Genomic DNA, 26,003 nt, shown 5'->3' with positions numbered 1-26,003 from the left:
AACACCCCGAAATAAACCTGCCGCCTTTTGTGTAGATCACCATGCAAGCAAAATTTCGCGCCGACGTACTGCTTAACCGCCATAACGCACAGATCATCGAGCGCTGGGATGCGTTGAATCTCACGGATGGTTGGCTAGTGGCTGGCTGCCTGTTTCAGACGGTGTGGAATGTGCTTTCTGGGCAACCGCCGGAGAGCAAGATCAAAGACTACGACTTCTTCTACTTCGACCCTGCTGACCTGAGCGAAGCGGCTGAAAACGCCGTGCAGCATCATGTAGAAAGCGTATTGGCAGACCTGGGCATAACCGTGGAAGTCGCCAACCAGGCGCGGGTTCATCTTTGGTATGAACAGTATTTTGGCTATCCCTATGCAGCGCTGAGCAGTGCCAGGGAGGGCATCGACCATTTTCTGATACCGGGAACATGCGTTGGCATTAACCCCACAGAGGTCTATGCACCGAACGGCCTTGAGCTTTTGTATAAGGGAACCCTGACGCCAAACCCGCTGAAACCGCACAAAAGCCTTTTTGCCGAGAAAGCTGCGTCCTATCAGCAGCGCTGGCCATGGCTAAGCATCGACCCCAATGAGCCGCCACTTCACGAGTTCAAAGCATGAACGGAACATTTCGCACGGACGCTATCGCAACGGCGCTAGCTATAGCAGCAGTCACAGCGCTCACCCTGATCAAGGGCGATGTGCTCTTTATGGGGCTTTGGTATTACACCTTGGTGCTTCTTGGCACCTTCACCCTGGCACGGCTGGTTAAGCCAAAACCGTTATTTATCACTGGCAGCATTGTTGCAGCCTGCCTCTCATTCAGCATGTACATCTACGCCAACTGGACACCTGCGCCCACCCACGATCTGCTTGGCCTCGGCCATTTATGCTCATTACCCGGAGCGGCTATCGGCCTTCTTATCGGCGCAGTGATCAGCCGGCGTACACAACAGAGCAGTACCGCCGCTTTTGTCATTGGCATAAGCGGTTTCGGCTTGGGCTTTGCGGTTAATCAGGCAGTGCTTTGCTCTACCGTTATGTCCTGTCGTGCGTTGCTGCCGTTTTTATAACTCGCGTCCACCGATACTGGAAAACAGGGCACGCCCGCTGCCGAGCAGAGCGTCGCAGCAAAACCCACGGCCTCTTTTCTAGCGTACTTTTTGCAGAGTTAATCCATATGCGCCTCACGCTTTATCTCTTGTTGTTTGTCGCACCGGCATCACTGGCCAATGAGTGCGTGGTGCTATTGCACGGCATGGGCCGAACCAGCTACTCGATGAATGCAATCGAAGACTCGTTAGCCAAAGAGCATTACACCGTTATCAACAACAGCTACCCGTCCACGGAACAAGACATCCAACAGCTGGCGTCAGTGGTGGGGGATGGCATTGCCGAGTGTAAAAAAGCAGGCGCGCAGAGCATCCACTTTGTTACCCACTCTTTGGGCGGCATCTTGGTCAGGCAGTATTTTCAGAACAACGTCGTTGCCGAAGCCAAGCGTGTGGTCATGCTTGGCCCACCCAACCACGGCAGCGAGGTGGCAACGAAAAAGAAAGACCAGTGGTGGTACAAAATGGCCACCGGTCCAGCCGGACAGCAGCTCGGCACTGAAGCCGATAGCACGCCCAACCAGCTTAAATCGATCCCTCTGGAGATAGGCATAGTTGCCGGCACGGAAAGCCTGGACCCATGGTTTGCAGGCGATTTGCCCAAGCCAAACGATGGCAAGGTTTCGGTGGAGAGCACAAAGCTCGCCGAGATGAAGGACTTTATTACTGTTCCGCACAGCCATACGTTTATGGCCAATGCAGATGTTGTGACCAGCCAGATCAAGCTGTTTCTGCAGCATGGTCATTTCCACCATGAGCCCTAACCCGTTGTTGGCAGCGCGAATAATCGAATATGGCCACAACTAACTCGCCCGATAAGCCCAAGCCAGACCGCAGCGCCTTCTGGGCCCGTCGCGTTTATACGCTCGCGCTGCTTTGCCTACTCGGCCTGCTGCTGCCGCTGCTCTCGCATTTGCTTGCCGACTCTGCAGGCGTGCTGGCCTGGCTGATCGACCTGGCCAGCCATTGGCAGTGGCTGTTCTTGTTGGGGCTGGTGGTGTTTGCCGGGTTGGCCAGCTGGCGCGATAAGCGCTGGGCCGTTTTACTGTTGGCGCTGCCGCTGCCCTGGCTGACGGCATCCGCACCGGCACCGGCTGGCGAGCCGCATGCCCAGATGTTTACCGTGGCCAGTGCCAACGTCCATCTAGATAGCCGCAACACGCAAGGGTTAGCCACTTGGTTGGCCCAGGAAAAGCCGGATGTGCTGGTGCTGCTGGAGGTTGCCCCGGCCTATGCGCAAGGCTTGCGCACGCTGCGCGATTACCCCTTTCAACATATCGTTGCCCAGGACAGCCCCTTTGGCATCGCCGTGCTGTCACGCCATCCGCTGCAGCAGGTAGAGGTGATCGAGGATGCGCAGGGCATTGCCCATATCGAGGCGCAGCTGCAGTGGCACGGCCAACCGGTCGGGATTATCGCTCTGCACCCCATGCCGCCGCTTTCGCCGCAGTATCACAGTGTGCGTAACGCCAAGTTGGCGGCCCTGGCCAGGCAAGCCGCAGCCAGCGGCATACCGACGGTTTTAGCCGGCGACCTGAATGCCACGCCTTGGTCGTCGGCCTTTAGCGGGCTGGCGCAATTGGGTTTGCGCCGCGCCAGCGGCTTGGCTGCGACCTGGCCAGCCTTTTTGCAGGGCGTGTTCGGGCTGCCTATCGACCAGGTGCTGGTCACGCCGCATTGGGCAGTAGTAGCGCGTAAGGTAGGTCCACAGTTGGGTTCGGATCATTTGCCGGTGCTGGTTCGCCTGGTGCCGGCGCTAGAGAAATAAAGGCGACAGGTTTACCTTGCCTAACCGCCTGCACCCGCACAGCCAGCCATTCCAATCATTGAGAGACCACCATGATCACCTGCCATATCCGCTATGTGCTCGACCCGCGCAAACTCAAGGAATTCGAGCATTACGGCAAGCTGTGGATTGCCCTGGTGACGAAGTTTGGCGGCACGCACCACGGTTACTTTCTGCCATCGGAAGGTGCCAACAATATCGGCCTGGCGATGTTCAGCTTCCCCAGCCTGGCGGCGTACGAGCAGTACCGGCTGAAATCCTTTGCCGACGCCGAGTGCCTGGCGGCCTTTAACTATGCCGAAGAGACCCAGTGTGTAATCAGCTACGTGCGCACCTTTTTTCGCCCGGTATTCGATGCCTGACTGAACCTTAATTGCCGAGTTAAGCGCATGTCCCAGCTAGCCCACTTCCAGTTAATGGCCCGCTATAACGCATGGATGAATGACAAGCTCTATGCGGCTGCCAGCCAGCTGTCGCCGCAGGCGCTGAGCGAGGATCGCGGGGCGTTTTTCCCGTCCATCCTCGCCACGCTTAACCATATTGCGGTGGCCGATATCATCTGGCTCAAGCGCTTTGCCGAGCATCCGGCCTGCACAGAGCTGCGTGCGGCGATCAGCGATCTGCAACGCCCAGTGTCGCTGGATCAGCTGTTGTGCGAGACCTTCGCGCCGTTGCAGGTTTTGCGCAGCCGGCTGGATGGGCATATCCGCGATTGGGTCGCAGCGCTGAGCGAGGCGGATCTGGAGCATGTGCTGGCCTACGGCAATATGCAGGGCGTGCCAGCGCAGCGCCCCTATGTCAGCCTGATGCTGCACTTCTTCAACCATCAGACTCACCATCGCGGCCAGGCCAGCACCCTGCTGCATCAGGCCGGGCAGGATATCGGCGTGACCGATTTACTGGCGCTGATTGCCGATGTAGACCCGCGCTAACGCACGCACAACCACAGGACAGGACGTCGCACATGGCCTTTAACCCAACCGAACGCCTTAGCCTGCTCGCCATCAAGGGCGTTGGCCCCACGGTGATCAAACGCTTCGAGGAGCTAGGCATCGACTCCCTGGCGCAGCTGGCCACTTACCGGGCCGAGGATATCGCCGAGATGGTTGCCGCCATGCTCGGCAGCACCTGCTGGAAGAACAGCCCGCAGGCCAAGGCGGCGCTAAATGCTGCCATCGCCAGAGCCAAAGACAGCCAATGAAACCGCTGGCACTGCTGCGGGTTTATCTCCCGCGCATCGCCTTTCGCCGGGCGGCGCAGGCGCAGCTAGGTGCTTGTTTGCCGGCGGCCACGGCGGCAGCGGTATGGGCCAGAACCCTGGAAATACAGGGCGAATTGCAAGGCACGCGGCTGCGCCATTCGCCGGGGGTGAATCTGCTGCTGCGTTATATGCAGTGGGATTACGCGCTGTACCGCGCCTTGCAGGAGCACGGCATAGGCCAGCAGCAGGCCGGCGAGTGGATCGAGCAGATCAACTGGCAGATCTTCGCCCCTGCCAGCGCCCTGGCCTTCAAGCTGTCGCGCCTGCGCAGCAACCGCTTGCAGACGCGCATCCAGTGGCTGCTCGATGCGCTATTTCGCCTGGTGTTTACCCGCCCGTTTCGCCGCACAAACCTGCCCGCCGCCGCTGGCGTGGCCTTTGATGTGCAGGTGTGTCCGCTGGCCAGTTACTTGCGCGAGCAGGGTGCGCCGGAGCTGAGCCACTTTGCCGCCTGCAGCCTGGATTACCGCATGGCCAGCGATTGGGGCGTGACGCTGCAACGCACGCAAACCCTCGCTGGCGGCGCGGCCTACTGCGATTTCCGCTTTAGCGTGCCACCCGTTCAGCTGATTGCCCGTGAAGGCGCGGGCGTCGATAAAACCGCCGCCGATTAGCCTGGAAACTAGCGACGGCGGCCCTCGCGTAACGGCATGCCCCTGACCGACAGGTTATCCCTGGAACGTCATGTTGATTGATCGTTCAACAATAACCGGCCTAGACTGCGCGCATTCCGGGGACGCCCCCATCGATGGAGAAGCAGATGCCCAAGGTCGGAATGCAACCGATCCGCCGCTCGCAATTGATCGCGGCCACCCTCGAAGCGGTTGATCAGGTCGGCATGAGCGATGCCAGCATCGCCTATATCGCGCGGATCGCCGGGGTCTCCAACGGCATCATCAGCCACTATTTCCGCGACAAGAACGGCCTGCTCGACGCCACCATGCGCCACCTGATGCAGGCGCTCAGCGATGCAGTGCGCGAACGCCGCGCCAGCTTGCCGCCGGACCAACCGCGCGAACACCTGCGGGCGATGATTGAAGGCAACTTCGACGACAGCCAGGTCAACGGCCCGGCGATGAAAACCTGGCTGGCGTTCTGGGCCACCAGCATGCACCAGCCGGCGCTGCGGCGTTTGCAGCGGGTCAACGACCACCGCCTGTATTCCAACCTGTGTGGGCAATTCAGCCGGGTATTGCCGCAGGAGCAGGCGCGCACCGCCGCCCGTGGCCTGGCGGCATTGATCGATGGCTTGTGGCTGCGCGGGGCGCTGTCCGGTGAGGGTTTCGACACCCGCCAGGCGATTGAGATCGCCTACGAATACCTCGATCTGCAATTGGCCAAAGCTACGTAGGGTGGGTTAGGCGCCGGCCACTGGCGTCCAGCCACAGATGGCTTAATTGCGCCGTAATCCACCATGGGGCTCAACCAACCTCCTGCCTGATGGTTACGCGGCGCTCAACCAACGCAGCAAAGTCAAACCCGTAATTAGGTTCTTTGCATGCGGTCTTCGTAGTGATGCCATATACGAAGAATCACGATTGTTTCGCTTTGAGCTGCATAGCGAATTACGTATTTCCCGAAAATTGCGTCACGAATTGCGCTGGGGTCTGGCGCTAATTCAACTGCTCGGCCCATTGTCGGGAACAGGCGAAGATTTTCGATGCGCGCAATGAGTTCTGTTGCTACACGTGCGGCAGCAAGGGGATCTTTCTCAGCAATAAATGCCCGCAGACGAACCAAATCTGCCACGGACTCTTCTGAGTAGACCAGCTTCATTGGCCCGCCTTGGGTGGTGGCAGTTCATTGGAGCTGCCCCAGCTTTGCAGCCAGGTGTTTACGGCCTCACCGGACACGACCTTGCCCTGCGCCACGGACTCCATAGCGTGGAGTGTTTCCTGCCAGCGGTTCTGCTCTAATGCCTGGCGCTCAAAGAACTCTCTAAGCGCCTGATTAATAAGCCAGCTTTTACTCCGGTTAAGCTTTTCGGCCATGGCTCCAAGATTTTCTTCGAGTTCAGGTTGCAGCCGCACGGTTGTGACGCTCATTAGGATGCCCTCCACATTGTTGAATGCAATGTATTACAAGGTATTCAACGGAGCAAACTGGCGTTGACCGGTGGTTGATCCCAGCATCCAACATGCTTTCTGCGCCGCTAACCCACCCGCTTTCAACAGCCCAAATACCGCCCCGAGGCACCCTGCGTGTCGCGTTTGGCTGCGCCCTGTCGCTTTTATTGATTGATCGTTCAATTAAGATAATTTAGCCTTGGGTCTATATTGCTTACACCGACGACCTGCGCCAGCTGGCTCGCGTCGACCACCGCACACGAGGAACGCGCCATGCCCCGCTTCGACGAACAGCAGCTCTTTATTGGCGGCCGTTATGTAACGGCCAGCAGTGGCGAAACCTTCGACAGCATCAACCCCGCCACCGGTGAAGTACTGGCCCGCGTGCAGCGCGCCAGCCAGGCCGACGTGGAACTGGCCGTGACCAGCGCCACCGAGGGCCAAAAGGTGTGGGCGGCGATGACCGCCATGCAGCGTTCGCGCATCCTGCGCAAAGCAGTCGACATCCTGCGCGAGCGCAACGATGAGCTGGCCGAGCTGGAAACCCTCGACACCGGCAAGCCTTTGAGCGAAACCCGCTACGTCGATATCGTCACCGGCGCCGATGTGCTGGAGTACTACGCCGGCTTGATTCCGGCCATCGAGGGCGAGCAGATCCCGCTGCGCGACACCAGCTTCGTCTACACCCGCCGCGAGCCGCTGGGCGTGGTCGCTGGCATCGGCGCGTGGAACTACCCGATCCAGATCGCCCTGTGGAAATCCGCCCCGGCCCTGGCCGCCGGCAACGCGATGATCTTCAAACCGAGCGAAGTCACCTCGCTGAGCGCACTGAAACTGGCGGAAATCTACAGCGCCGCCGGCGTGCCGGATGGTGTGTTCAACGTGCTTACCGGCAGCGGCCGTGAAGTCGGCCAGTGGCTGACCGAGCATCCGGGCATCGAGAAGATTTCCTTTACCGGCGGCACCGTGACCGGCAAGAAGGTCATGGCCAGCGCCTCCAGCTCGTCGCTCAAGGAAGTGACCATGGAGCTGGGCGGCAAGTCGCCGCTGATCATCTTCGAAGACGCCGACCTCGATCGCGCCGCCGATATTGCGGTGATGGCCAACTTCTACAGCTCTGGCCAGGTCTGCACCAACGGCACCCGCGTGTTTGTGCCGCGCATGTTGCAGGCGCGCTTCGAAGCCAAGGTGGTTGAGCGGGTCAAACGCATCCGCCTCGGCGATCCGCTTGCCGAGGCCACCAACTTCGGCCCGCTGGTCAGCGCGGCGCATATGGACAGCGTGCTCAGCTATATCGAAAAAGGCCGCAGCGAAGGCGCGCGCCTGCTGATCGGCGGCAATCGCGTCACCGAGGGCGACTACGCCAAGGGCGCCTATGTCGCGCCAACGGTGTTCACCGACTGCAACGACGGCATGACCATCGTCCGTGAAGAAATCTTCGGCCCGGTGATGAGCATTCTGGTTTACGACACAGAAGACGAAGTGATTCGCCGCGCCAACGCCACCGAGTACGGCCTGGCCGCCGGCGTGGTAACCCGCGACCTGAACCGCGCGCACCGGGTGATCCACAAGCTCGAAGCCGGCATCTGCTGGATCAACACCTGGGGCGAGTCGCCGGCGGAAATGCCGGTGGGCGGCTACAAGCAATCCGGCGTCGGCCGCGAAAACGGCCTGACCACCCTGGCGCACTACACGCGGATCAAATCGGTGCAGGTCGAACTGGGCGGTTACAGCTCGGTGTTCTAAGCATTTACTTGTAGGAGCGGGCCATGCCCGCGATAGCGCTTCGCGGGCATGGCCCGCTCCTACAGATCACTACCCCGAAGATCCTACGTTCATTCTCAAGGCGCTCGACTTCGTAGGGTGGATGACGCTTCACCCATCCACCAATTGCAACGGTGGATGAAAAAAACGTCATCCACCCTACATAGAGCAACCCGTAGCCCGGATGCAATCCGGGAACAGTCACCGCGTTTTCCCCGGAGTGCATCCGGGCTACAGGAGCTTTTATGCCCCAGGAATTCGACTACATCATCATCGGGGCCGGCTCGGCCGGTAACGTGCTGGCCACCCGCCTGAGCGAGGATGCTGACGTCAGCGTGCTGCTGCTGGAAGCCGGCGGCCCGGATTACCGCCTGGATTTCCGCACCCAGATGCCCGCTGCCCTGGCCTTCCCGCTGCAAGGCCGGCGCTACAACTGGGCCTACCTGACCGAACCCGAGCCGCATATGAACAACCGCCGTATGGAATGCGGACGTGGCAAGGGATTGGGCGGTTCCTCCCTGATCAACGGCATGTGCTACATCCGTGGCAACGCCATGGACTACGACGGCTGGGCTGCGGAAAAGGGTCTGGAAGACTGGAGCTACCTGGATTGCCTGCCGTATTTCCGCAAGGCGGAAACCCGTGATATCGGCGCCAACGCCTACCACGGTGGTGATGGCCCCGTGTCGGTAACCACGCCGAAAAACGGCAATAACCCGCTGTTCCACGCCATGATCGAAGCCGGCGTGCAGGCCGGTTACCCGCGCACTGATGACCTCAACGGCTACCAGCAGGAAGGCTTCGGCCCGATGGACCGCACCGTTACGCCCAAGGGCCGCCGTTCCAGCACCGCGCGTGGTTATCTCGACCAGGCCCGCGAACGGCCGAACCTGACCATCGTTACCCACGCCCTGACCGACCGTATTCTGTTCAGCGGCAAGCGCGCCAGCGGCGTGGCTTATCTGCTCGGCGACAACGACACACCAATCACCGTCAACGCGCGCCGCGAGGTGCTGCTGTGTGGCGGCGCGATTGCCTCGCCGCAAGTGTTGCAACGCTCCGGCGTCGGCCCGGCGGCGCTGCTGCGTGAACTGGACATCCCCTTGGTGCACGACCTGCCCGGCGTCGGCCAGAACCTGCAGGACCACTTGGAGGTGTACCTGCAATACGCCTGCAAGCAACCGGTGTCGCTGTACCCAGCGCTGCAATGGTGGAACCAGCCGATGATCGGCGCCAACTGGCTGTTCCTCGGCAAGGGTATCGGCGCCAGCAACCAGTTCGAGGCCGGCGGTTTTATCCGCTCAAGCAGCGAGTTCGAATGGCCGAATATCCAATACCACTTCCTGCCGGTGGCGATTAACTACAACGGCAGCAACGCGGTAAAAGAGCACGGCTTCCAGGCGCACATGGGCTCCATGCGCTCGCCGAGCCGTGGACGCATTCAGGTCAAGTCCAAGGACCCGCGCCAGCACCCGAGCATCCTCTTCAACTACATGGCGCACGAGCAGGACTGGCGCGAGTTCCGCGATGGCATCCGCATCACCCGCGAAATCATGGCGCAATCCGCCCTGGATCCGTATCGCGGACGTGAGATCAGCCCCGGCGCCGAGCTGCAAACCGACGCCGAACTGGACGCCTTTATCCGCGAACATGCAGAAACGGCCTACCATCCGTCGTGTTCCTGCAAGATGGGTGAAGACGCTATGGCGGTGGTTGACGGCCAGGGCCGGGTACATGGCGTGCAGGGCCTACGGGTGGTGGATGCCTCGATCATGCCGCTGATCGTCACCGGTAACCTGAATGCGCCAACCATCATGATGGCCGAGAAGATTGCCGACAAAATCCGTGGTCGCGCCCCGCTGCCACGCAGCAGCGCGCCGTATTTCGTCGCTGGCAATGCCGCCGTGCGCGGCACCGCGCAGCGTTCCGCTTAACACCAAGCGCCACACTCAAACGCCGCAGCGGTTTCGCCTCTGCGGCGTTTTCTTATGCAGGCTTGGTGGCGTGATCGGCCACCCAGAACGCCGGCCTTTAGCCCGGCGAAACCACACGCTGCTTGAAGCTGCGGGCGAAGGGCGTCGATAATGCGCAGTTTTCAACCAGCGCCTTTGTGCGCCGCCGCCCCCACGGCCGACCGAGCAGACCATGAAAGACAGCATTCGCCACCTGATCCAGCAAGCCCTGACCCGCCTCACCGCCGACGGCGTGCTGCCGGAAGGCCTGAGCCCGGCCATTCAGGTGGAGAACACCAAGGACAAGACCCACGGCGACTTCGCCAGCAATATCGCCATGATGCTGGCCAAGCCGGCCGGCATAAAGCCGCGTGACCTGGCCGAGAAGCTGATTGCCGCGCTGCCGAGCGATGCTGCGATCAGCAAGGTCGAGATCGCTGGCCCGGGCTTCCTCAATTTCTATCAGAACACCCAGGCCCTGGCCGCGCGCCTGGATGCCCTGCTGGCCGATGCCAAGCTTGGCGTGCGCAAGGCCGGCCCGGCGCAGCGCGTGGTGGTCGACCTGTCCGCGCCCAACCTGGCCAAAGAGATGCACGTCGGCCATCTACGCTCGACCATCATCGGTGACGGCGTGGCGCGGGTGCTGGAATTCCTCGGCGACGAGGTGATCCGCCAGAACCACGTGGGCGACTGGGGCACCCAGTTCGGCATGCTGCTGGCCTTTATGCAGGAAAACCCGGAGGCCGCAGAAAGCGAGCTGGCGGACCTGGAAGGTTTCTACCGCGCGGCGAAGAAGCGCTTCGACGAATCCACGGAGTTTGCCGAGCGTGCCCGTGAACTGGTGGTGCAGCTGCAAGCCGGCGACGCCGAATGCCTGCGCCTGTGGCACCGCTTCAACGATATTTCCCTGAGCCACTGCCAGGCGCTGTATGACCGCCTCGGGGTGAAGCTGAGCATGGCCGACGTCAAGGGTGAGAGCGCCTACAACGACGACCTGGCCAACGTGGTCGCCGACCTCAAGGCCAAGGGCCTGCTCAGCGAAAGCGACGGCGCCCAGTGCGTGTTTATGGACGAGTTCAAGAACGCCGAAGGCAACCCGCTGCCGCTGATCGTGCAGAAGGCTGGCGGCGGCTACCTGTACGCCACCACCGACCTGGCCGCCACCCGCTACCGCGCTAACGTGCTGAAGGCCGACCGCGCGCTGTACTTCGTCGATCAGCGCCAGGCTCTGCACTTCCAAATGGTCTTCACTGCCGCGCGTCTGGCCGGCTTTGTCCCAGCCAACATGCAGCTGGAACATATGGGTTTCGGCACCATGAACGGCGCCGATGGCCGCCCGTTCAAGACCCGCGATGGCGGCACCGTAAAGCTGGTCGACCTGCTCGATGAGGCCGAAGAGCGCGCCTACGCCCTGGTCAAAGGCAAGAACCCCGAGCTGGACGAGGCCGAACTGCGGCAGATCGCCCGCGCTGTGGGCATCGGTGCGGTGAAATACGCCGACCTGTCCAAGCACCGCACCAGCGACTACCGCTTCAACTTCGAGCTGATGCTGAGCTTCGAGGGCAACACCGCGCCGTATCTGCTGTACGCCTACACCCGTGTGGCCAGCGTGTTCCGCAAGCTGGGCAAGGGCTTTGAGCAGATCGAAGGCAGCCTCGACCTGCAGGCCGCCCACGAAATCGAACTGGCCGGCAAGCTCGCGCAATTCGCGGAAGTGCTCGCCAGCGTCGCCGACAAGGGCGAACCGCACCTGCTCTGCGCTTACCTGTACGACCTGGCCGGGCTGTTCTCCAGCTTCTACGAGAACTGCCCGATCCTCTCCACCGAGGACGAGGCGCTGCGCAACAGCCGCCTGCGCCTGGCCGCACTGACCGCGCGCACGCTCAAGCAGGGCCTGCAGCTGCTCGGCCTGGAAACCCTGGAGCGCATGTAAGTGGCGGCGAAAAAGAAACCCGCCGCCAAACGCGGCGCCAGCCGCTACCAGGCTCCGGCGAAAAAGCCGGTGCCGGGCTGGTTCTGGCTGGTCTGCGGGCTGGTGATCGGTGGCTTTATGGTGTTTCTGTTCAACCTTGAACCGGGTCGCGATGAGATCAAGCGCACCAAGGTCGAACAGGCCCGCGCCACTCAGGCCAATAAAGCAGCGGCCGCCAAGCCCGCGACCAGCGAGCCGGCCAAGCCTAAATACGACTTCTATACCCTGCTGCCGGAATCGGAAGTGATCCTGCCGCCGCAAAGCATCGAACCCGTCGCACCGCCCGCGCAGAAACCGGTTACCCCGGAAGAAGCCGCGAAGATCGATGCCGCCCGCGCCGAGGCCGCGCTCAACGGCCAGGTGCCGCCACCGCCGCCAGTAGTCGCCAAAGGCCCGGTCAGCTCACAGTTCTTCCTCCAGGCCGGCTCGTTCCGCCGCAAGGACGACGCCGACAGCCTGCGCGCGCAGATCATCCTGCTCGGGCAGAACGTGCAAGTGGAATCCGGCACGGTGCGCGAGGAAACCTGGCACCGCGTGCTGGTCGGCCCCTTCGCCACCCGCGAACAGCTCGGCCAGGCGCAGAAATCCCTGGCCGCCAGCGGCTTTAGCAATCTGTTGTTACAGCAGCGCCAGGCGCAATAACCCGCACAATTTCAGGCTCTCGGGCACCGTCTGACGACTATTTGTCGGACAGCGGATGCCCCAGGGCTTGAAGCAGGGCTCTGCTGCCCCCACTTCATTCGGCATTGGGCACTTTCGCCCCGCTGCGTGGAGACTCTCCCCTTGACCACCATCGTTTCAGTGCGCCGCAACGGCAAAGTCGTCATGGGCGGCGACGGCCAGGTGTCCCTCGGCAATACCGTGATGAAAGGCAACGCGAAGAAAGTTCGTCGCCTGTACCACGGTCAGGTGCTGGCCGGTTTTGCCGGCGCCACCGCCGACGCCTTTACCCTGTTTGAACGCTTTGAAGGCCAGCTGGAAAAACACCAGGGCCATCTGGTGCGCGCCGCCGTCGAGCTGGCCAAAGACTGGCGCACCGACCGCTCGCTGAGCCGCCTGGAAGCCATGCTGGCCGTGGCTAACAAGGACGCCTCGCTGATCATCACCGGCAACGGCGATGTGGTTGAGCCCGAGCATGGCCTGATTGCCATGGGCTCTGGCGGCGGCTTCGCCCAGGCTGCGGCCATGGCCCTGCTGCAGAAAACCGATTTGAGTGCCCGTGAAATCACCGAAACCGCGCTGAACATTGCCGGCTCCATTTGTGTCTTCACTAACCAAACCCTGACTATCGAAGAAGAAGACTGCGCCGAGTAAGCGCGCCTTCTTCTGGAGTAAACCCGCATGTCCATGACGCCCCGCGAGATCGTTCACGAACTCAACCGCCACATCATCGGTCAGGACGACGCCAAACGCGCCGTGGCCATTGCCCTGCGCAACCGCTGGCGGCGCATGCAGCTGCCGGTTGAGCTGCGCGCTGAAGTGACGCCGAAGAACATCCTGATGATCGGCCCAACCGGCATCGGTAAAACCGAAATCGCCCGCCGCCTGGCCAAGCTGGCCAACGCACCGTTTATCAAGGTGGAAGCAACCAAGTTCACTGAAGTCGGTTATGTCGGCCGTGATGTCGAGTCGATCATCCGTGACCTCGCCGATGCGGCAATCAAGATGCTGCGCGAGCAGGAGATGGTCAAAGTCCGTCACCGCGCCGAAGATGCCGCTGAAGAGCGCATCCTCGATGCCCTGCTGCCACCGGCCCGCACCGGTTTCAGCGAAGAAGCCGCACCGGGCAACGACTCCAACACCCGCCAGCTGTTCCGCAAGCGCCTGCGCGAGGGTCAGCTGGATGACAAGGACATCGAGATCGAAGTGGCCGACGCTCCGGCCGGCATCGAAATCATGACCCCGCCGGGCATGGAAGAGATGACCAACCAGCTGCAAAGCCTGTTTTCCAACATGGGCAAGGGCAAGAAGAAGAGCCGCAAGCTCAAGGTCAAGGAAGCCCTGAAGATGGTGCGCGATGAAGAAGCCGCGCGCCTGGTCAACGAGGAAGAACTCAAGGCCCAGGCACTGGAAGCCGTGGAACAGAACGGCATCGTGTTTATCGACGAGATCGACAAAGTGGCCAAACGCGGCAACACCGGCGGTGCCGACGTGTCCCGCGAAGGCGTGCAGCGCGACCTGCTGCCGCTGATCGAAGGCTGCACGGTGAACACCAAGCTGGGCATGGTGAAAACCGACCACATCCTGTTTATCGCCTCCGGCGCGTTCCACCTGAGCAAGCCGAGCGACCTGGTGCCCGAGCTGCAAGGCCGCCTGCCGATTCGGGTCGAGCTGAAAGCCCTGACCCCGCAGGATTTCGAGCGCATTCTCACCGAGCCGCACGCCTCGCTCACCGAGCAATACGCCGCACTGCTCAACACCGAAGGCCTGGGCATCCAGTTCGTTGCCGAAGGCATCAAGCGCATCGCCGAGATTGCCTATCAGGTCAACGAAAAGACCGAGAACATCGGCGCGCGCCGCCTGCACACCCTGCTCGAGCGCCTGTTGGAGGAAGTCTCTTTCAGCGCTGGCGACCTGGCTGGCCAGCAGAACGGCACGCCGATCGTGATCGACGCGGCCTACGTCAACAGCCACCTCGGCGAGTTGGCGCAGGACGAAGACCTGTCGCGCTATATTCTGTAACGCGCCCCGCCCTGGCCCGGATGCTCTCCGGGCCAGGGCGCCATTCAGGAAGCGAGCATGCGCATCCCCACCGCGATCAAACTGCACAAGGCCTCGAAAACCCTGGAGCTGCATTACGGGGCCGACGAGCACTACACCCTGCCTGCAGAGTTTCTGCGCGTGCATTCGCCATCGGCGGAAGTGCAGGGCCATGGCAAACCGATTCTGCAGACCGGCAAGCTCGGCGTCGGCCTGAGCAAGATCGAGCCCGCCGGCAATTACGCGTTGAAACTGACCTTCGATGACGGCCATGACAGCGGCCTGTTCACCTGGGATTACCTGGAACAGCTGTCCCTGCGCCAGAGCGAACTGTGGAGCGATTACCTCGCCACCCTCGCCGCCGCCGGCAAGTCCCGCGACCCCAGCGAAAGCGTGGTCAAACTGATGCTCTGAAGCGCCTGGGCCACATGCCGTCAGGAATTGACTCAGGTGCTTCAGCTATTTCCTCACTCGCACAGCGCCAAGCGGCAATCTGCCGCAGCGCAGCAGCCCGTCTAGCCCGTTGATCCTGACCGGTTAGAGCGCATTTTCTAATCCTTCCCTGCATACTCATCGCGCATTCGGCCTGGATCGCGGCCGGCTTGCACAAATTCTCAAACTCGGGTAACCAAGTAGTTGGAAGTTTCTCGCGCCAGGCAGCCCCTGCGACGAGGAAGATTGCGGAGCGATCCGCCCTTGGTAATCCGGGCAATACCTGGTTCATGGAACCTGTTCAAAGTCTCGCGAGCTAGAGTCATGCAAGGCAAGAACAGGCGAGGAAGCGGAGTGTACTTTTGTACATGAGCATTCCGAGCCTGCTCTTAACGCAGCAGGACCGACGCGCAGCAGACTTGGAGCAGGTTCTAGCCCTGTGTCGCCGTGCACAGTATTACGCCGGTATTTCGTCTCAGGACAATGGAGCGTTGTAGATGACAGATAAGAATAATGATGACCTGAAGCACCAGGCCTCCGAGAACACATTGGGCCTTAACCCGGTGATCGGCATCCGCGGTAAAGACCTACTCAGCTCCGCTCGAGTCGTGCTCAAACAAGCCCTCAAGCAACCCCTGCACAGTGCCAAACACCTTGCCCACTTCAGCCTGGAGCTGAAGAACGTGATGCTCGGCCAATCCGACCTCACCCCCGCCGATGGCGACCGGCGCTTTGCCGATCCGGCCTGGAGCCAGAATCCGCTGTACCGCCGTTACCTGCAGACCTACCTGGCTTGGCGCAAAGAGCTGCATGACTGGGTCGAGCACAGCAACCTGTCCGAACAGGATGCCAGCCGTGGCCACTTCGTGATCAACCTGATGACCGAAGCCATGGCCCCGAGCAACAGCATGGCCAACCCAGCGGCCGTTAAGCGCTTCTTTGAAACCGGCGGCAAGAGCCTGCTCGACGGTCTGTCGCACCTGGCCCAGGACATCGTCAACAACGGTGGCATGCCGAGCCAGGTCAACATGAATGCCTTCGAGGTCGGCAAAAGCTTGGCCACCACCGATGGCGCGGTGATTTTCCGCAACGACCTGCTTGAGCTGATCCAGTACAAGCCGATCACCGAACAGGTGCACGAGCGCCCACTGCTGGTGGTGCCGCCGCAGATCAACAAGTTCTACGTCTTCGACCTGTCACCGGAAAAGAGCGTGGCGCGCTTCCTGTTGCGCAACGGCATCCAGACCTTCGTGGTGAGCTGGCGCAACCCAACCAAGGCACACCGCGAGTGGGGCCTGTCGACCTATATCGAAGCACTGAAAGAAGCCATCGACGTGGTGACCGCCGTCACCGGCAGCAAAGACATCAACATGCTCGGCGCCTGCTCCGGCGGCCTGACTACCACCTCGCTGCTGGGCCATTACGCCGCGCTGGGTGAGAAGAAGGTGCACGCCCTGACCCTGCTGGTCAGCGTGCTGGACAACCGTCTGGAAACCGACGTGGCGCTGTTCGCCGACGAGAAAAGCCTGGAGATGGCCAAGCGCCGCTCCTATCAGGCCGGCGTGCTGGAAGGCAGCGACATGGCCAAGGTGTTCGCCTGGATGCGCCCCAACGACCTGATCTGGAACTACTGGGTCAACAACTACCTGCTCGGCAACGAGCCGCCGGTGTTCGACATCCTCTACTGGAACAACGACACCACGCGCCTGCCGGCTGCCCTGCATGGCGAATTTATCGACATGTTTACCTCCAACCCGCTGATCCGCGCGGGCGCACTGGAAGTCTGCGGCACCCCGGTCGACCTCAAGCAGGTCACCAGCGACCTTTACTGCGTGGCCGGCACCACCGACCACATCACGCCGTGGGAGTCGTGCTACAAGTCGGCCAAACTGTTTGGTGGCAATGTCGAATTCATTCTGTCCAACAGCGGGCATATCCAGAGCATTCTCAACCCGCCGGGCAACCCGAAATCACGCTACATGACCAACACCCAGATGCACGCGGACCCAAAAACCTGGCAAGCCAGCTCGACCAAGCACGCCGACTCCTGGTGGCTGCATTGGCAAGTCTGGCTGGGCGAGCGCTCCGGCGCGCAGAAAAAGGCACCGAGCCAACTGGGCAACAAGAAACATCCGGCCGGCGAAGCAGCCCCCGGTACCTACGTTCACGAACGTTGATCAACTGCGCACTGCGCAACACTGCCCGCGGCACTGGAGGTGTCGCTCGCCCACCCGCTCATTTGCGCGGGTGAGGCGAACCAGGCTTTGCCCTGGCGTTTCTGGAAAAGACCCGGAGGGTCTGATCCAGCGTTTTAATTGATAGGGCTTTTGCGCATGTCGCTACCTTTCGTATTCCGTACCATTGAACTGGACGGCCAGACCATCCGTACCGCGGTTCGCCCCGGTAACGGCAAGATGACCCCGCTGCTGATCTTCAACGGCATTGGGGCCAACCTGGAGCTGGTCATGCCTTTCGTGCGTGCCCTGGACCCAGGCCTGGAGGTCATCGCCTTCGACGTACCCGGCGTTGGCGGCTCCTCTACGCCCAGCACGCCGTATCGCTTTCCTGGCCTGGCCAAACTCGCCGCGCGCATGCTCGATTACCTCGACTACGGTCAGGTCAATGCGATTGGCGTGTCCTGGGGCGGTGCCCTGGCGCAGCAGTTCGCCCATGACTACCCGGAGCGCTGCAAGAAGCTGATCCTCGCCGCCACCTCGGCCGGCGCAGTGATGGTGCCCGGCAAACCCAAGGTGCTCTGGTGCATGGCCAGCCCGCGGCGCTATGTGCAGCCGTCCTACGGCGTGCAGATTGCCCCGGAAATCTACGGCGGCGCCTTCCGCCGCGACCCGAAACTGGCCCTGGCGCACGCCAGTAAAGTCCGTTCGGGCGGCAAGATGGGCTACTACTGGCAGCTGTTCGCAGGCTTGGGCTGGACCAGCATCCACTGGCTGCACAAGATCCGCCAACCGACGCTGGTAATGGCCGGTGACGATGACCCGCTGATCCCGCTGGTGAATATGCGTCTGCTGGCCTGGCGCATCCCCAACTCCGAGCTGCACGTAATCGACGATGGCCACCTGTTTCTGGTGACCCGCGCCGAAGCCGTGGCACCGATCATCATGAAATTCCTCGAGGAAGAACGTCAGCGCGCGGTCATGCACCCGCAGCCCGCGTCAGCCCGCACGCTCGGCTAACCGCACCTTGGTTGGGCAAGCGCCTCAACAGCGCGCACTGAGGCTGTGCTGCACGCACAGTGCTTGACCCACTTTCGGGCACGTTGTATTACCTGGGACTTGGCGCGCGGCAGTCTGGAACGCACATGCGCGCGCATTGGTATAAGCCTTGCTGCTTATCTATCAACCTTGAAGTCTCACGGTTTGACGACGGAGTGTTGCCCAATGCGAGACCAACCCAGCAAACGCGCCTTGCCGGCGAACAAAAGCGTGATGAACGCGCAAAATGCAGTAGTCGGTCTGCGCGGCCGCGACCTGCTGTCCACCCTGCGTGGCCTGGCCCTGCAGGGGATCAAGCAACCCATTCACAGCGCCCGGCATGTTGCTGCGCTAGGCGGCCAACTGGGTCGCGTGCTGATGGGCGACAAGCCGTTCAAGGTCAACCCGCAAGACCCGCGCTTCGCCGACCCAACCTGGCGTGATAACCCGATCTACAGCCGCAGCCTGCAAGCCTACCTGGCCTGCCAGAAACAGCTGAACAGCTGGATCGACGAGAGCAACCTGGATGCCGATGACCGCGCCCGCGCACGCTTTGTTGCCACCCTGCTCGGTGACGCCCTGGCCCCCAGCAACACCCTGCTCAACCCACAGGTGATCAAGGAGCTGTTCAACAGCGGCGGCAGCAGTCTGCTCAAGGGCGTAAGCCATCTGTTCGATGACCTGGTGAACAACGACGGCATGCCCAGCCAGGTCAGCAAGCATGCCTTCGAGGTCGGCCGTAACCTGGCCACCACCAGCGGCGCCGTGGTGTTTCGCAGCGAGTTGCTGGAGCTGATCCAGTACAAGCCGATGAGCGAAAAGCAGTACGCCAAGCCGCTGCTGATCGTGCCGCCACAGATCAACAAGTTCTATATTTTCGACCTCTCCAGCGAGAAGAGCTTCGTCCAGTACGCGCTGAAGAACGGCCTGCAGACCTTCGTGGTCAGCTGGCGCAACCCCGATCCACGGCACCGCGAGTGGGGCCTGTCGAGCTACGTGGAAGCGCTGGAAGTTGCCATTGATGCCTGCCGGGAAATCACCGGCAGCAAGGACGTCAACCTGCTCGGTGCCTGCGCCGGCGGCCTGACCATCGCCGCCCTGCAAGGCCACCTACAGGCCAAACGCCAGCTGCGCAAAGTGGCCAGCGCCACCTATATGGTCAGCCTGCTGGACAGCCAGATCGACAGCCCGGCCATGCTGTTTGCCGACGAGCTGACCTTGGAGGCCGCCAAACGCCGCTCCTATCAGCAAGGCGTGCTGGATGGCCGCGACATGGCGCGGGTATTCGCCTGGATGCGGCCGAATGATCTGATCTGGAATTACTGGGTCAACAACTACCTGCTCGGCAAGCAGCCACCGGCCTTCGACATTCTCTACTGGAACAACGACAACACCCGCCTGCCGGCCGCCCTGCATGGCGACCTGATCGACTTCTTCAAACACAACCCGCTGACCCACCCACGCGGCCTGGAAGTCTGCGGTACCCCGGTCGATCTGCAGAAGGTCACGGTGGACAGCTTCAGCGTCGCCGGGATCAACGACCACATCACCCCCTGGGATGCGGTGTACCGCTCGACCCTGCTGCTGGGCGGTGACCGCCGCTTTATTCTGTCCAACAGCGGACATATCCAGAGCATTCTCAACCCGCCGGGTAATCCGAAGTCCAATTACCTGGAGAACCCCAAGCTCACTGGTGACCCGCGCGCCTGGTACCACGATGCCGAGCACGTACAGGGCAGCTGGTGGCCAGTGTGGCTGAACTGGATGCAGGAGCGTTCGGGCGAGCAGAAGGACACCCTGATGGCCCTGGGCAACCAGAATTACCCAGCCATGGAAGCCGCGCCCGGCACCTATGTGCATGTGCGCTAAAACGCCAAGCCACGCATGATCAGACTGGCCGCAAGCCCTTGCGGCCAGGTATCGTCAGCCTTCCCGCGGCCAGAATAAGAAGACCGGATGAAAACCCGCGACAGAATCCTTGAATGTGCCCTGCTGCTGTTCAACCAGAAGGGCGAACCGAACGTTTCCACCCTGGAAATCGCCAACGAACTGGGTATCAGCCCGGGCAACCTGTACTACCACTTCCACGGCAAAGAGCCGCTGATCCTCGGTCTGTTCGAACGCTTTCAGGCGGAACTGGCACCACTGCTTTCGCCGCCGGAAGACGTGCAGCTGGATGTGGAGGATTACTGGCTGTTTCTGCACCTGATCGTCGAGCGCCTGGCGCACTACCGCTTTCTGTTCCAGGACCTGTCCAACCTGACCAGCCGCCTGCCGAAACTGGAGCGCGGCATGCGTCACTGGCTCAATAGCCTCAAACGTGCGCTGGCCGAATTGCTCGCCCAACTGCAACTTGATGGCCAACTGCAAAGCGACACCCAGTCGCTGGGCCAGCTGGTCGAGCAGATCACCCTGACCCTGTTGTTCTCCCTCGACTACCAACGCATCATCGGTCGCGAAGGCGAGAGTCGCCTGGTGGTCTATCAGGTGATGATGCTGGTGGCCCCGCACCTGGCCGAAGAGTCGCGCTACGCCGCCGAACACCTGGCGCAACGCTACCTGGAAGATTAACCCGTACACCTGAACGCAAACGCCCGGCACTAGGCCGGGCGTTTACGTTAACTGCTGCGCGTCTTACGACTGGGCGGCAGGTGTCACGGGTGCAGCAGGTGCAGCGGCCGGAGCAGGTGCAGCAGCGGCTGCCGGAGCAGCCGGTTTGGCGGCTACTGGCTTAGCTGGTGCCGGCTTGGCGGCAGCTTTGACTGCCGGTTTAGCGGCAGGCTTGGCTGCTGGTTTGGCAGCAGGTTTAGCTGCTGCTTTGGCAACCGGCTTGGCAGCAGGTTTAGCAGCTGGCTTGGCAGCAGCCTTGGCTACCGGTTTAGCGGCAGGTTTGGCCGCTGGCTTAGCTGCAGCTTTGGCAACCGGCTTGGCAGCGGGTTTAGCGGCAGGCTTGGCAGCAACCTTCTTCACGGCAGGCTTGACCGACTTAACCGAAACCCCGGTCAGTTGCTCGATCTGCTTGGTCAGGCTTTCCACTTTGGCGTTGAGCGCTTTCACTTCATTGCGGCTCGGTACACCGAGACGCGAAATGGCATTGTTCAGACGCTTGTCGAAGGCTTCTTCCAGCTCGCCCCACTTGCCAATAGCCTTGTCTTTGACTTCATCGACTTTCGACTTGGCAGTGCCCACTTTCGAACCCACAGTGGACTTCACTGCGCCAACTTGCTTGTCGACTTCGGTCTTGGCTTGCTTCTCAGCTTTTTCGCCATCCTTGACCAGCGTGTCGAACAGCTTGTTGCCGTCCTTGCTGACCTTGGAGTAGGCACCCAAACCAGCCAGCCAGATTTGACGCGAGTATTTTTCTACTTCGCCGATCCAGGAAGTGGTTTGCTTTTCGGTTTTCTTTTTGACAGCCATCCTGCTCTCCTTACTTGGTACGCGCGACGTGCTCGAGCAACGCGCTCAGCTCATCCAGCTTAGCAGAGAGTGCTTCAACATCCTGCTTGGACGGGATACCAATGCGGTTCAGGGCGCTGGCAACACGGTTGTCGAAGGCTTTCTCGATCTTGTCGAGCTGCACTTCAAACTTGCCTTTGACGCTGCTGACGTTGCTGGTGACAGTGCTCTTAACGCTGTCGATCTGGCTGTTGGCGGCTTCAACTTGTTCGTTGACCAGTTTTTTGCCTTGTTTTTCAACGCCTTCGCCGCTCTTCACGAGTTCTTTGAAGTACTCGGCACCTTCCTGACCCGCTTTGGCGTAAGCGCCCAGGCCGGCCAAGTAGATCTTGCGGGCGTACACTTTTGCGTCGCTCAGCACGCTGCTGGCTTCTTCAACGACGGCTTTCTTTTTAACGGCAACTTTCGACATGGTGCACCTCACTCTAAGTGTTTCGAGGAAACGCCCACGGAATGCAGGCTTAGGAGCACGGTATCGATGAAAATTAGAAACCGCATACTAAGCCTATAAAAAAATTGCCCAGGGCAATTTTAAACAGCACCTCACGCCTGCAGATTCTTATCCAGCACTTCTTCGATTTCGCGCTTGATGCTGCTGCTCATTGCCGACAACAACAGCCCCAGGCTGAGCTGCACACGCACGCTGTGCTCATGCACCTCAATACGCCCATCCGCGCCGCTACGCTTGAACTCCAGGTTGTCACCATTCCAGCGGTAACGCACGTCGTATTCGCGGGCCAGACGCTCGGCCAGTTGCTCAGCTTTCTCGCGGGCAACTTCGCGCCCCAGGGAGTGGGGACGTTCTACGGTGATCTTGGCCATGGCATTTCTCCTCGCCCGTTAACTGCGACCTTAGGGTCTGTTGTCGTTTCAGCGCGACCGCGCCGGAGCCTGTTTTAACGCGAGGCAAGGCACGAGACGCGAAGTTTGGTGCTCCAAATGAGCTGTCGAGAAACGCAGTATCGCGCTAAAACAGGCCCGGCCCTGCGGGTTGCGCGGAAAATATCGCCAGGCGGTGTTGGAGGACTTGGCAAGGGAACAACCATTACCTGCGCCCTCCGCCTAGCCTGGCGATATTTTACGCAGCAACGCGGTTCGCGACGAAACGACAACAGACCCTAGACTGCGAGACTATAGCAAGCTGCACGCATGCAACGCCTTCGGGCTTTTACTTGCGCGCGCGGCTTGAAGCCTCTGGCGGCTTTTAGGTTTAGAATGGCCGCCACTTTAGATGCAGCCTCTGTGTTTTAGGAAAGGCCACGATGAACGATCCGCGCAAGAGCAGCGACAGCGAACCCACCACGCACTTTGGTTTCCAGAGCGTGCCGGAAAGCCAGAAGGCGGAAAAAGTCGCCGAAGTCTTTCACTCGGTCGCGGCCAAGTACGACCTGATGAACGACGTGCTGTCTGGCGGCATGCACCGCTTGTGGAAGCGTTTCACCATCGAACTGTCTGGCGTGCGCAGCGGCAATCGGGTGCTGGATATTGCTGGCGGCACGGGCGATCTGACCCGCAAGTTCTCCGCCTTGGTCGGCCCGACCGGCGAAGTGGTGCTGGCGGATATCAACGAATCGATGCTGCGCGTCGGCCGTGATCGCCTGCTCGACAAGGGCGTGGCCGGCAACGTCAGCTTCGTCCAGGCCGATGCAGAAAAGCTGCCGTTCCCGGACAATCATTTCGACGTGGTGACCATCGCCTTCGGCCTGCGCAACGTGACGCATAAAGAAGACGCCATCCGCTCGATGCTGCGCGTGCTCAAGCCCGGTGGCCGCCTGTTGATCCTGGAATTCTCCAAGCCGTCCAGCCCGCTGCTGTCGAAGTTCTACGACGCCTACTCGTTCAAGTTTATGCCGCTGGCCGGCAAGCTGATCACCAACGACGCCGAAAGCTACCGCTACTTGGCTGAGTCGATCCGCATGCACCCGGATCAGGACACCCTCAAGGCGATGATGGTTGAAGCCGGTTTCGAGCGCGTGACCTTCCACAATATGACCGGCGGCATCGTCGCCCTGCACCGCGGCATCAAGCCCTGATGCTGCTGACCGGGCTACTGGCCGGCGTCGAACTCGGCCTCAATCGCGTATTGGCCATGGACAGCACCGCGCTGCCGCGCCTGGCACGATTGAGCGGTCGGGTGATTGCCGTCGAGTGCGCCGCGCCGAATCTGCAGCTGTTTATTCTGCCCAGCGCCAGCGGTCTGCAACTGGCCGCGCAGTGGGCAGGCGAAGCGGATTGCCGCTTGCGCGCCCCCGCCGCAAGCCTGTTGCGCCTGGCCACCAGCAAAGACAAAACCAGCATCCTGCACAGCCCGGACGTCAGCCTGGATGGCGACAGCGCCGCCCTGTTGGAGCTGGCCGGAATCCTTCAAGACCTGGAGCTGGACTGGGAATATGAATTGTCACGTTGGCTTGGCCCGGTTGGCAGCCAGCTGCTCGGTGGCCATCTGCGCAGCCGGGTGAACTGGAGCAGCCAGGCCCTCGACAGCCTGCGCCTGAACCTGGCCGATTACCTCAGTGAAGAATCCCGCAGCCTGGTCGGCCAGCGCGAAGCCGATGCGCGCTTCGCCGAACTGGACCACCTCAAGCTATCCCTCGATCGACTCGACGCGCGCATCGAGCGCCTCGCCCAACGCCATAAGCCCATCGCATGAAGCTGCTTGCCGTTCGTCGTCTGTTGCGTATCCAGCGCGTAGTCATCCGCTACCAGCTGGACGATTTGTTATTCGCCCTGCCACTGCCCCTCTGGGCACGCGTGCTGCGTTATGTGTTGCCCTGGCGCTGGCTGCCGCGCCGCGACTTACTGCTGTCGCGCGGTGCACGCTTGCGTCTGGCGCTGGAAGAGCTAGGGCCGATCTTTATCAAGTTCGGCCAGCTGCTTTCCACCCGCCGCGACCTGCTGCCAACCGATATCGCCGATGAGCTGGCCAAGCTGCAGGATCAGGTGCCGCCCTTCGATCCGGCCAAGGCGCTGGCGCTGATCGAGTCCCAGCTGGGTGCCAAGGTCGGTGAAGTGTTTGCCCGCTTTGATACGCAGCCGCTGGCCTCGGCCTCCGTCGCCCAGGTACATGCCGCGCAGCTGAAAAGCGGCGAAGAGGTGGTGGTCAAGGTCATCCGCCCCGGCCTGAAACCGGTGATTGAGCAGGACATTGCCTGGCTGTTTCTGCTCGCCAAACTGGCCGAGCGTGCCTCCGCCGATGCCCGCCGGCTGCGCCCAGTGGAAGTGGTCAGCGATTACGAAAAAACCATTTACGACGAACTCGACCTGCTGCGCGAAGCGGCCAACGCCAGCCAGCTGCGGCGCAACTTTGAAGGCTCGCCGCTGCTCTATGTGCCGCAGGTGTACTGGGACTATTGCCGGCCGAAAGTGCTGGTGATGGAGCGCATCTACGGCATTCAGGTCACCGACCTGGACACCCTGGCTGACCAGCGCACCGATATGAAGCTACTGGCCGAGCGCGGCGTGGAGATTTTCTTCACCCAGGTGTTCCGCGACAGCTTCTTCCACGCAGACATGCACCCCGGCAATATCTTCGTCAGCACCCGCACGCCCTGGAACCCGCAGTACATTGCCATCGACTGCGGCATCATCGGCAGCCTCACCGCCGAAGATCAGGACTACCTGGCGCGCAACCTGATCGCCTTCTTCAAGCGCGATTACCGCCGCGTGGCGCAGCTGCATATCGACTCGGGCTGGGTGCCGGCGGAAACCAAGATCAATGATTTCGAGGCGGCAATCCGCACGGTGTGCGAGCCGATCTTCGAAAAACCACTGAAGGACATCTCCTTCGGCCAGGTGCTGCTGCGCCTGTTCCAGACCGCGCGACGCTTCAATATGGAAGTGCAGCCGCAGCTGGTGCTGCTGCAGAAGACTCTGCTGAATATCGAAGGCCTCGGACGCCAGCTGTACCCGGATTTGGACCTGTGGAGCACCGCCCAGCCGTTTCTCGAACGCTGGATGCGCGAGCGCATCAGCCCGCTGCACCTGCTGCGCAACCTGCAACTGCAGGCCGAGCAGGTGCCGCACCTGTCGCAGATCGCCCGCGAGACCCTGGAGCGTCTCAACCAGCAGCCGACCAATCGCCAGGAACAGCCTGCGTCCCGCCGCCAATGGCCTGCGCGCCTGCTCGGTGCGGCGCTGATCGCTGGCGCGGCTACACAAGGCCTGGCCTTGAGCCTGATCGCCTGGCCGAGCTGGCTGATGCTCGCCGGCGGCCTCTATCTGGTGCTGCGCCGATAGCCACACCGGGTGCGCACTGGCACACTAGCTTTCTCAATCAAGCAGCCCGAGATGGGCG

28 protein-coding genes are annotated in these 26,003 nt (G+C 61.3%); 23 read left to right on the top strand and 5 right to left on the bottom strand.

The features are described 5' to 3' along the window. Positions 1 to 41 precede the first annotated feature (41 nt). From P3C18_RS12975 to betI, 9 genes are all read left to right on the top strand, one after another. On the top strand, positions 42 to 617 hold the full coding sequence (locus tag P3C18_RS12975) for a nucleotidyltransferase family protein (RefSeq protein ID WP_275962259.1): 576 nt from the start codon (positions 42 to 44) through the stop codon (positions 615 to 617). Further along, a complete protein-coding gene (locus tag P3C18_RS12970) occupies positions 614 to 1,069 on the top strand; it encodes a hypothetical protein (protein WP_275962258.1) in 456 nt (151 codons plus the stop codon). Before P3C18_RS12975 ends, P3C18_RS12970 begins: the two co-directional genes overlap by 4 nt. A gap of 107 nt (positions 1,070 to 1,176) precedes the next feature. Next, a complete protein-coding gene (locus P3C18_RS12965) occupies positions 1,177 to 1,872 on the top strand; it encodes a hypothetical protein (RefSeq protein ID WP_275962257.1) in 696 nt (231 codons plus the stop codon). A 29-nt stretch (positions 1,873 to 1,901) separates the two neighbouring features. Continuing rightward, positions 1,902 to 2,876, top strand: coding sequence for an endonuclease/exonuclease/phosphatase family protein (locus P3C18_RS12960; protein WP_275962256.1), 975 nt, complete (start codon positions 1,902 to 1,904; stop codon positions 2,874 to 2,876). Positions 2,877 to 2,947: 71 nt separating this feature from the next. Then, entirely contained in the window at positions 2,948 to 3,256 is a 309-nt protein-coding gene (locus P3C18_RS12955; RefSeq protein WP_275962255.1) for an NIPSNAP family protein, read from the top strand. Positions 3,257 to 3,283: 27 nt separating this feature from the next. Then, positions 3,284 to 3,826, top strand: a complete 543-nt coding sequence (locus tag P3C18_RS12950) for a DinB family protein (RefSeq protein WP_275962254.1) — start codon at positions 3,284 to 3,286, stop codon at positions 3,824 to 3,826. Positions 3,827 to 3,858: 32 nt separating this feature from the next. Next, a complete protein-coding gene (locus P3C18_RS12945) occupies positions 3,859 to 4,095 on the top strand; it encodes a helix-hairpin-helix domain-containing protein (RefSeq protein ID WP_275962253.1) in 237 nt (78 codons plus the stop codon). Beyond that, positions 4,092 to 4,769, top strand: a complete 678-nt coding sequence (locus P3C18_RS12940; protein WP_275962252.1) for an L-2-amino-thiazoline-4-carboxylic acid hydrolase — start codon at positions 4,092 to 4,094, stop codon at positions 4,767 to 4,769. The genes P3C18_RS12945 and P3C18_RS12940 overlap by 4 nt, the downstream gene beginning before the upstream one ends. Positions 4,770 to 4,915: 146 nt before the next feature. Next, complete coding sequence (gene betI / locus P3C18_RS12935) at positions 4,916 to 5,506, top strand: transcriptional regulator BetI (RefSeq protein WP_275962251.1); 591 nt, start codon at positions 4,916 to 4,918, stop codon at positions 5,504 to 5,506. A 134-nt stretch (positions 5,507 to 5,640) separates the two neighbouring features. Here the strand turns inward: betI and P3C18_RS12930 are convergent, their stop codons facing one another. Further along, a complete protein-coding gene (locus P3C18_RS12930; protein ID WP_275962250.1) occupies positions 5,641 to 5,931 on the bottom strand; it encodes a type II toxin-antitoxin system RelE/ParE family toxin in 291 nt (96 codons plus the stop codon). After that, the gene (locus P3C18_RS12925; protein WP_275962249.1) at positions 5,928 to 6,200 is read right to left on the bottom strand and encodes a ribbon-helix-helix protein, CopG family; all 273 of its coding nucleotides are present in this window, start codon (positions 6,198 to 6,200) and stop codon (positions 5,928 to 5,930) included. Before P3C18_RS12925 ends, P3C18_RS12930 begins: the two co-directional genes overlap by 4 nt. A 294-nt stretch (positions 6,201 to 6,494) precedes the next feature. On the opposite strand from P3C18_RS12925, the gene betB reads away from it, so the two are divergent. The 11 genes from betB to P3C18_RS12870 all read left to right on the top strand — a co-directional run bounded on the left by betB (position 6,495) and on the right by P3C18_RS12870 (position 20,824). Further along, the gene (betB, locus tag P3C18_RS12920) at positions 6,495 to 7,967 is read left to right on the top strand and encodes a betaine-aldehyde dehydrogenase (protein ID WP_275962248.1); all 1,473 of its coding nucleotides are present in this window, start codon (positions 6,495 to 6,497) and stop codon (positions 7,965 to 7,967) included. 263 nt (positions 7,968 to 8,230) lie between these two features. Continuing rightward, complete coding sequence (gene betA, locus P3C18_RS12915) at positions 8,231 to 9,919, top strand: choline dehydrogenase (RefSeq protein ID WP_275962247.1); 1,689 nt, start codon at positions 8,231 to 8,233, stop codon at positions 9,917 to 9,919. Between the two features lie 211 nt (positions 9,920 to 10,130). After that, a complete protein-coding gene (gene argS / locus P3C18_RS12910; protein ID WP_275962246.1) occupies positions 10,131 to 11,870 on the top strand; it encodes an arginine--tRNA ligase in 1,740 nt (579 codons plus the stop codon). Further along, complete coding sequence (locus P3C18_RS12905) at positions 11,871 to 12,551, top strand: SPOR domain-containing protein (RefSeq protein ID WP_275962245.1); 681 nt, start codon at positions 11,871 to 11,873, stop codon at positions 12,549 to 12,551. It begins immediately after the preceding gene. A 141-nt stretch (positions 12,552 to 12,692) separates the two neighbouring features. Continuing rightward, the gene (gene hslV / locus P3C18_RS12900; RefSeq protein WP_090254921.1) at positions 12,693 to 13,223 is read left to right on the top strand and encodes an ATP-dependent protease subunit HslV; all 531 of its coding nucleotides are present in this window, start codon (positions 12,693 to 12,695) and stop codon (positions 13,221 to 13,223) included. Between the two features lie 27 nt (positions 13,224 to 13,250). Beyond that, positions 13,251 to 14,591, top strand: coding sequence for an HslU--HslV peptidase ATPase subunit (gene hslU / locus P3C18_RS12895; RefSeq protein WP_275962244.1), 1,341 nt, complete (start codon positions 13,251 to 13,253; stop codon positions 14,589 to 14,591). A gap of 57 nt (positions 14,592 to 14,648) precedes the next feature. Then, the gene (locus tag P3C18_RS12890) at positions 14,649 to 15,023 is read left to right on the top strand and encodes a DUF971 domain-containing protein (RefSeq protein ID WP_275962243.1); all 375 of its coding nucleotides are present in this window, start codon (positions 14,649 to 14,651) and stop codon (positions 15,021 to 15,023) included. 515 nt (positions 15,024 to 15,538) lie between these two features. After that, complete coding sequence (phaC, locus tag P3C18_RS12885; RefSeq protein WP_275962242.1) at positions 15,539 to 17,218, top strand: class II poly(R)-hydroxyalkanoic acid synthase; 1,680 nt, start codon at positions 15,539 to 15,541, stop codon at positions 17,216 to 17,218. A gap of 156 nt (positions 17,219 to 17,374) precedes the next feature. Then, positions 17,375 to 18,235 (top strand): poly(3-hydroxyalkanoate) depolymerase, encoded by an 861-nt coding sequence (gene phaZ, locus P3C18_RS12880; RefSeq protein ID WP_275962241.1) that lies wholly within the window; start codon positions 17,375 to 17,377, stop codon positions 18,233 to 18,235. Positions 18,236 to 18,439: 204 nt separating this feature from the next. Further along, positions 18,440 to 20,122, top strand: a complete 1,683-nt coding sequence (gene phaC / locus P3C18_RS12875; protein ID WP_275962240.1) for a class II poly(R)-hydroxyalkanoic acid synthase — start codon at positions 18,440 to 18,442, stop codon at positions 20,120 to 20,122. A gap of 87 nt (positions 20,123 to 20,209) precedes the next feature. After that, the gene (locus P3C18_RS12870) at positions 20,210 to 20,824 is read left to right on the top strand and encodes a TetR/AcrR family transcriptional regulator (protein ID WP_275962239.1); all 615 of its coding nucleotides are present in this window, start codon (positions 20,210 to 20,212) and stop codon (positions 20,822 to 20,824) included. 63 nt (positions 20,825 to 20,887) lie between these two features. Here the strand turns inward: P3C18_RS12870 and P3C18_RS12865 are convergent, their stop codons facing one another. From P3C18_RS12865 to P3C18_RS12855, 3 genes are all read right to left on the bottom strand, one after another. Next, positions 20,888 to 21,670, bottom strand: a complete 783-nt coding sequence (locus P3C18_RS12865; protein ID WP_275962238.1) for a phasin family protein — start codon at positions 21,668 to 21,670, stop codon at positions 20,888 to 20,890. A 10-nt stretch (positions 21,671 to 21,680) separates the two neighbouring features. Next, positions 21,681 to 22,121: a phasin family protein gene (locus tag P3C18_RS12860; protein ID WP_275962237.1), complete on the bottom strand. Its 441-nt coding sequence runs from the start codon at positions 22,119 to 22,121 to the stop codon at positions 21,681 to 21,683. Positions 22,122 to 22,252: 131 nt separating this feature from the next. Continuing rightward, a complete protein-coding gene (locus P3C18_RS12855) occupies positions 22,253 to 22,531 on the bottom strand; it encodes a polyhydroxyalkanoic acid system family protein (protein ID WP_275962236.1) in 279 nt (92 codons plus the stop codon). A 440-nt stretch (positions 22,532 to 22,971) separates the two neighbouring features. Between P3C18_RS12855 and ubiE the strand changes: the two genes are divergently transcribed. The 3 genes from ubiE to ubiB are packed head-to-tail and all read left to right on the top strand — an operon-like array spanning position 22,972 to position 25,945. After that, positions 22,972 to 23,742 (top strand): bifunctional demethylmenaquinone methyltransferase/2-methoxy-6-polyprenyl-1,4-benzoquinol methylase UbiE, encoded by a 771-nt coding sequence (gene ubiE / locus P3C18_RS12850; RefSeq protein WP_275962235.1) that lies wholly within the window; start codon positions 22,972 to 22,974, stop codon positions 23,740 to 23,742. Then, the gene (locus P3C18_RS12845) at positions 23,742 to 24,359 is read left to right on the top strand and encodes an SCP2 sterol-binding domain-containing protein (protein WP_275962234.1); all 618 of its coding nucleotides are present in this window, start codon (positions 23,742 to 23,744) and stop codon (positions 24,357 to 24,359) included. Before ubiE ends, P3C18_RS12845 begins: the two co-directional genes overlap by 1 nt. After that, entirely contained in the window at positions 24,356 to 25,945 is a 1,590-nt protein-coding gene (ubiB, locus tag P3C18_RS12840) for a ubiquinone biosynthesis regulatory protein kinase UbiB (RefSeq protein WP_275962233.1), read from the top strand. Before P3C18_RS12845 ends, ubiB begins: the two co-directional genes overlap by 4 nt. The last annotated feature ends 58 nt before the right edge of the window (positions 25,946 to 26,003 follow it).

This window comes from Pseudomonas sp. 1928-m, assembly GCF_029269135.1.
In the GTDB taxonomy this organism is placed as follows: Bacteria; Pseudomonadota; Gammaproteobacteria; order Pseudomonadales; family Pseudomonadaceae; genus Aquipseudomonas.
Note: the sequence above shows the minus strand (reverse complement) of the source record. Positions and strands in the feature narration are given on the sequence as shown.

Excerpts from the sequence above, each read along its gene's own strand:
- P3C18_RS12975 (WP_275962259.1), top strand. The coding sequence starts at position 42 with ATGCAAGCAAAATTTCGCGCCGACGTACTGCTTAACCGCCATAACGCA.
- P3C18_RS12970 (WP_275962258.1), top strand. The coding sequence starts at position 614 with ATGAACGGAACATTTCGCACGGACGCTATCGCAACGGCGCTAGCTATA.
- P3C18_RS12965 (WP_275962257.1), top strand. The coding sequence starts at position 1,177 with ATGCGCCTCACGCTTTATCTCTTGTTGTTTGTCGCACCGGCATCACTG.
- P3C18_RS12960 (WP_275962256.1), top strand. The coding sequence starts at position 1,902 with ATGGCCACAACTAACTCGCCCGATAAGCCCAAGCCAGACCGCAGCGCC.
- P3C18_RS12955 (WP_275962255.1), top strand. The coding sequence starts at position 2,948 with ATGATCACCTGCCATATCCGCTATGTGCTCGACCCGCGCAAACTCAAG.
- P3C18_RS12950 (WP_275962254.1), top strand. The coding sequence starts at position 3,284 with ATGTCCCAGCTAGCCCACTTCCAGTTAATGGCCCGCTATAACGCATGG.
- P3C18_RS12945 (WP_275962253.1), top strand. The coding sequence starts at position 3,859 with ATGGCCTTTAACCCAACCGAACGCCTTAGCCTGCTCGCCATCAAGGGC.
- P3C18_RS12940 (WP_275962252.1), top strand. The coding sequence starts at position 4,092 with ATGAAACCGCTGGCACTGCTGCGGGTTTATCTCCCGCGCATCGCCTTT.
- betI (WP_275962251.1), top strand. The coding sequence starts at position 4,916 with ATGCCCAAGGTCGGAATGCAACCGATCCGCCGCTCGCAATTGATCGCG.
- P3C18_RS12930 (WP_275962250.1), bottom strand. The coding sequence starts at position 5,931 with ATGAAGCTGGTCTACTCAGAAGAGTCCGTGGCAGATTTGGTTCGTCTG.
- P3C18_RS12925 (WP_275962249.1), bottom strand. The coding sequence starts at position 6,200 with ATGAGCGTCACAACCGTGCGGCTGCAACCTGAACTCGAAGAAAATCTT.
- betB (WP_275962248.1), top strand. The coding sequence starts at position 6,495 with ATGCCCCGCTTCGACGAACAGCAGCTCTTTATTGGCGGCCGTTATGTA.
- betA (WP_275962247.1), top strand. The coding sequence starts at position 8,231 with ATGCCCCAGGAATTCGACTACATCATCATCGGGGCCGGCTCGGCCGGT.
- argS (WP_275962246.1), top strand. The coding sequence starts at position 10,131 with ATGAAAGACAGCATTCGCCACCTGATCCAGCAAGCCCTGACCCGCCTC.
- hslU (WP_275962244.1), top strand. The coding sequence starts at position 13,251 with ATGTCCATGACGCCCCGCGAGATCGTTCACGAACTCAACCGCCACATC.
- P3C18_RS12890 (WP_275962243.1), top strand. The coding sequence starts at position 14,649 with ATGCGCATCCCCACCGCGATCAAACTGCACAAGGCCTCGAAAACCCTG.
- phaC (WP_275962242.1), top strand. The coding sequence starts at position 15,539 with ATGACAGATAAGAATAATGATGACCTGAAGCACCAGGCCTCCGAGAAC.
- phaZ (WP_275962241.1), top strand. The coding sequence starts at position 17,375 with ATGTCGCTACCTTTCGTATTCCGTACCATTGAACTGGACGGCCAGACC.
- phaC (WP_275962240.1), top strand. The coding sequence starts at position 18,440 with ATGCGAGACCAACCCAGCAAACGCGCCTTGCCGGCGAACAAAAGCGTG.
- P3C18_RS12870 (WP_275962239.1), top strand. The coding sequence starts at position 20,210 with ATGAAAACCCGCGACAGAATCCTTGAATGTGCCCTGCTGCTGTTCAAC.
- P3C18_RS12865 (WP_275962238.1), bottom strand. The coding sequence starts at position 21,670 with ATGGCTGTCAAAAAGAAAACCGAAAAGCAAACCACTTCCTGGATCGGC.
- P3C18_RS12860 (WP_275962237.1), bottom strand. The coding sequence starts at position 22,121 with ATGTCGAAAGTTGCCGTTAAAAAGAAAGCCGTCGTTGAAGAAGCCAGC.
- P3C18_RS12855 (WP_275962236.1), bottom strand. The coding sequence starts at position 22,531 with ATGGCCAAGATCACCGTAGAACGTCCCCACTCCCTGGGGCGCGAAGTT.
- ubiE (WP_275962235.1), top strand. The coding sequence starts at position 22,972 with ATGAACGATCCGCGCAAGAGCAGCGACAGCGAACCCACCACGCACTTT.
- P3C18_RS12845 (WP_275962234.1), top strand. The coding sequence starts at position 23,742 with ATGCTGCTGACCGGGCTACTGGCCGGCGTCGAACTCGGCCTCAATCGC.
- ubiB (WP_275962233.1), top strand. The coding sequence starts at position 24,356 with ATGAAGCTGCTTGCCGTTCGTCGTCTGTTGCGTATCCAGCGCGTAGTC.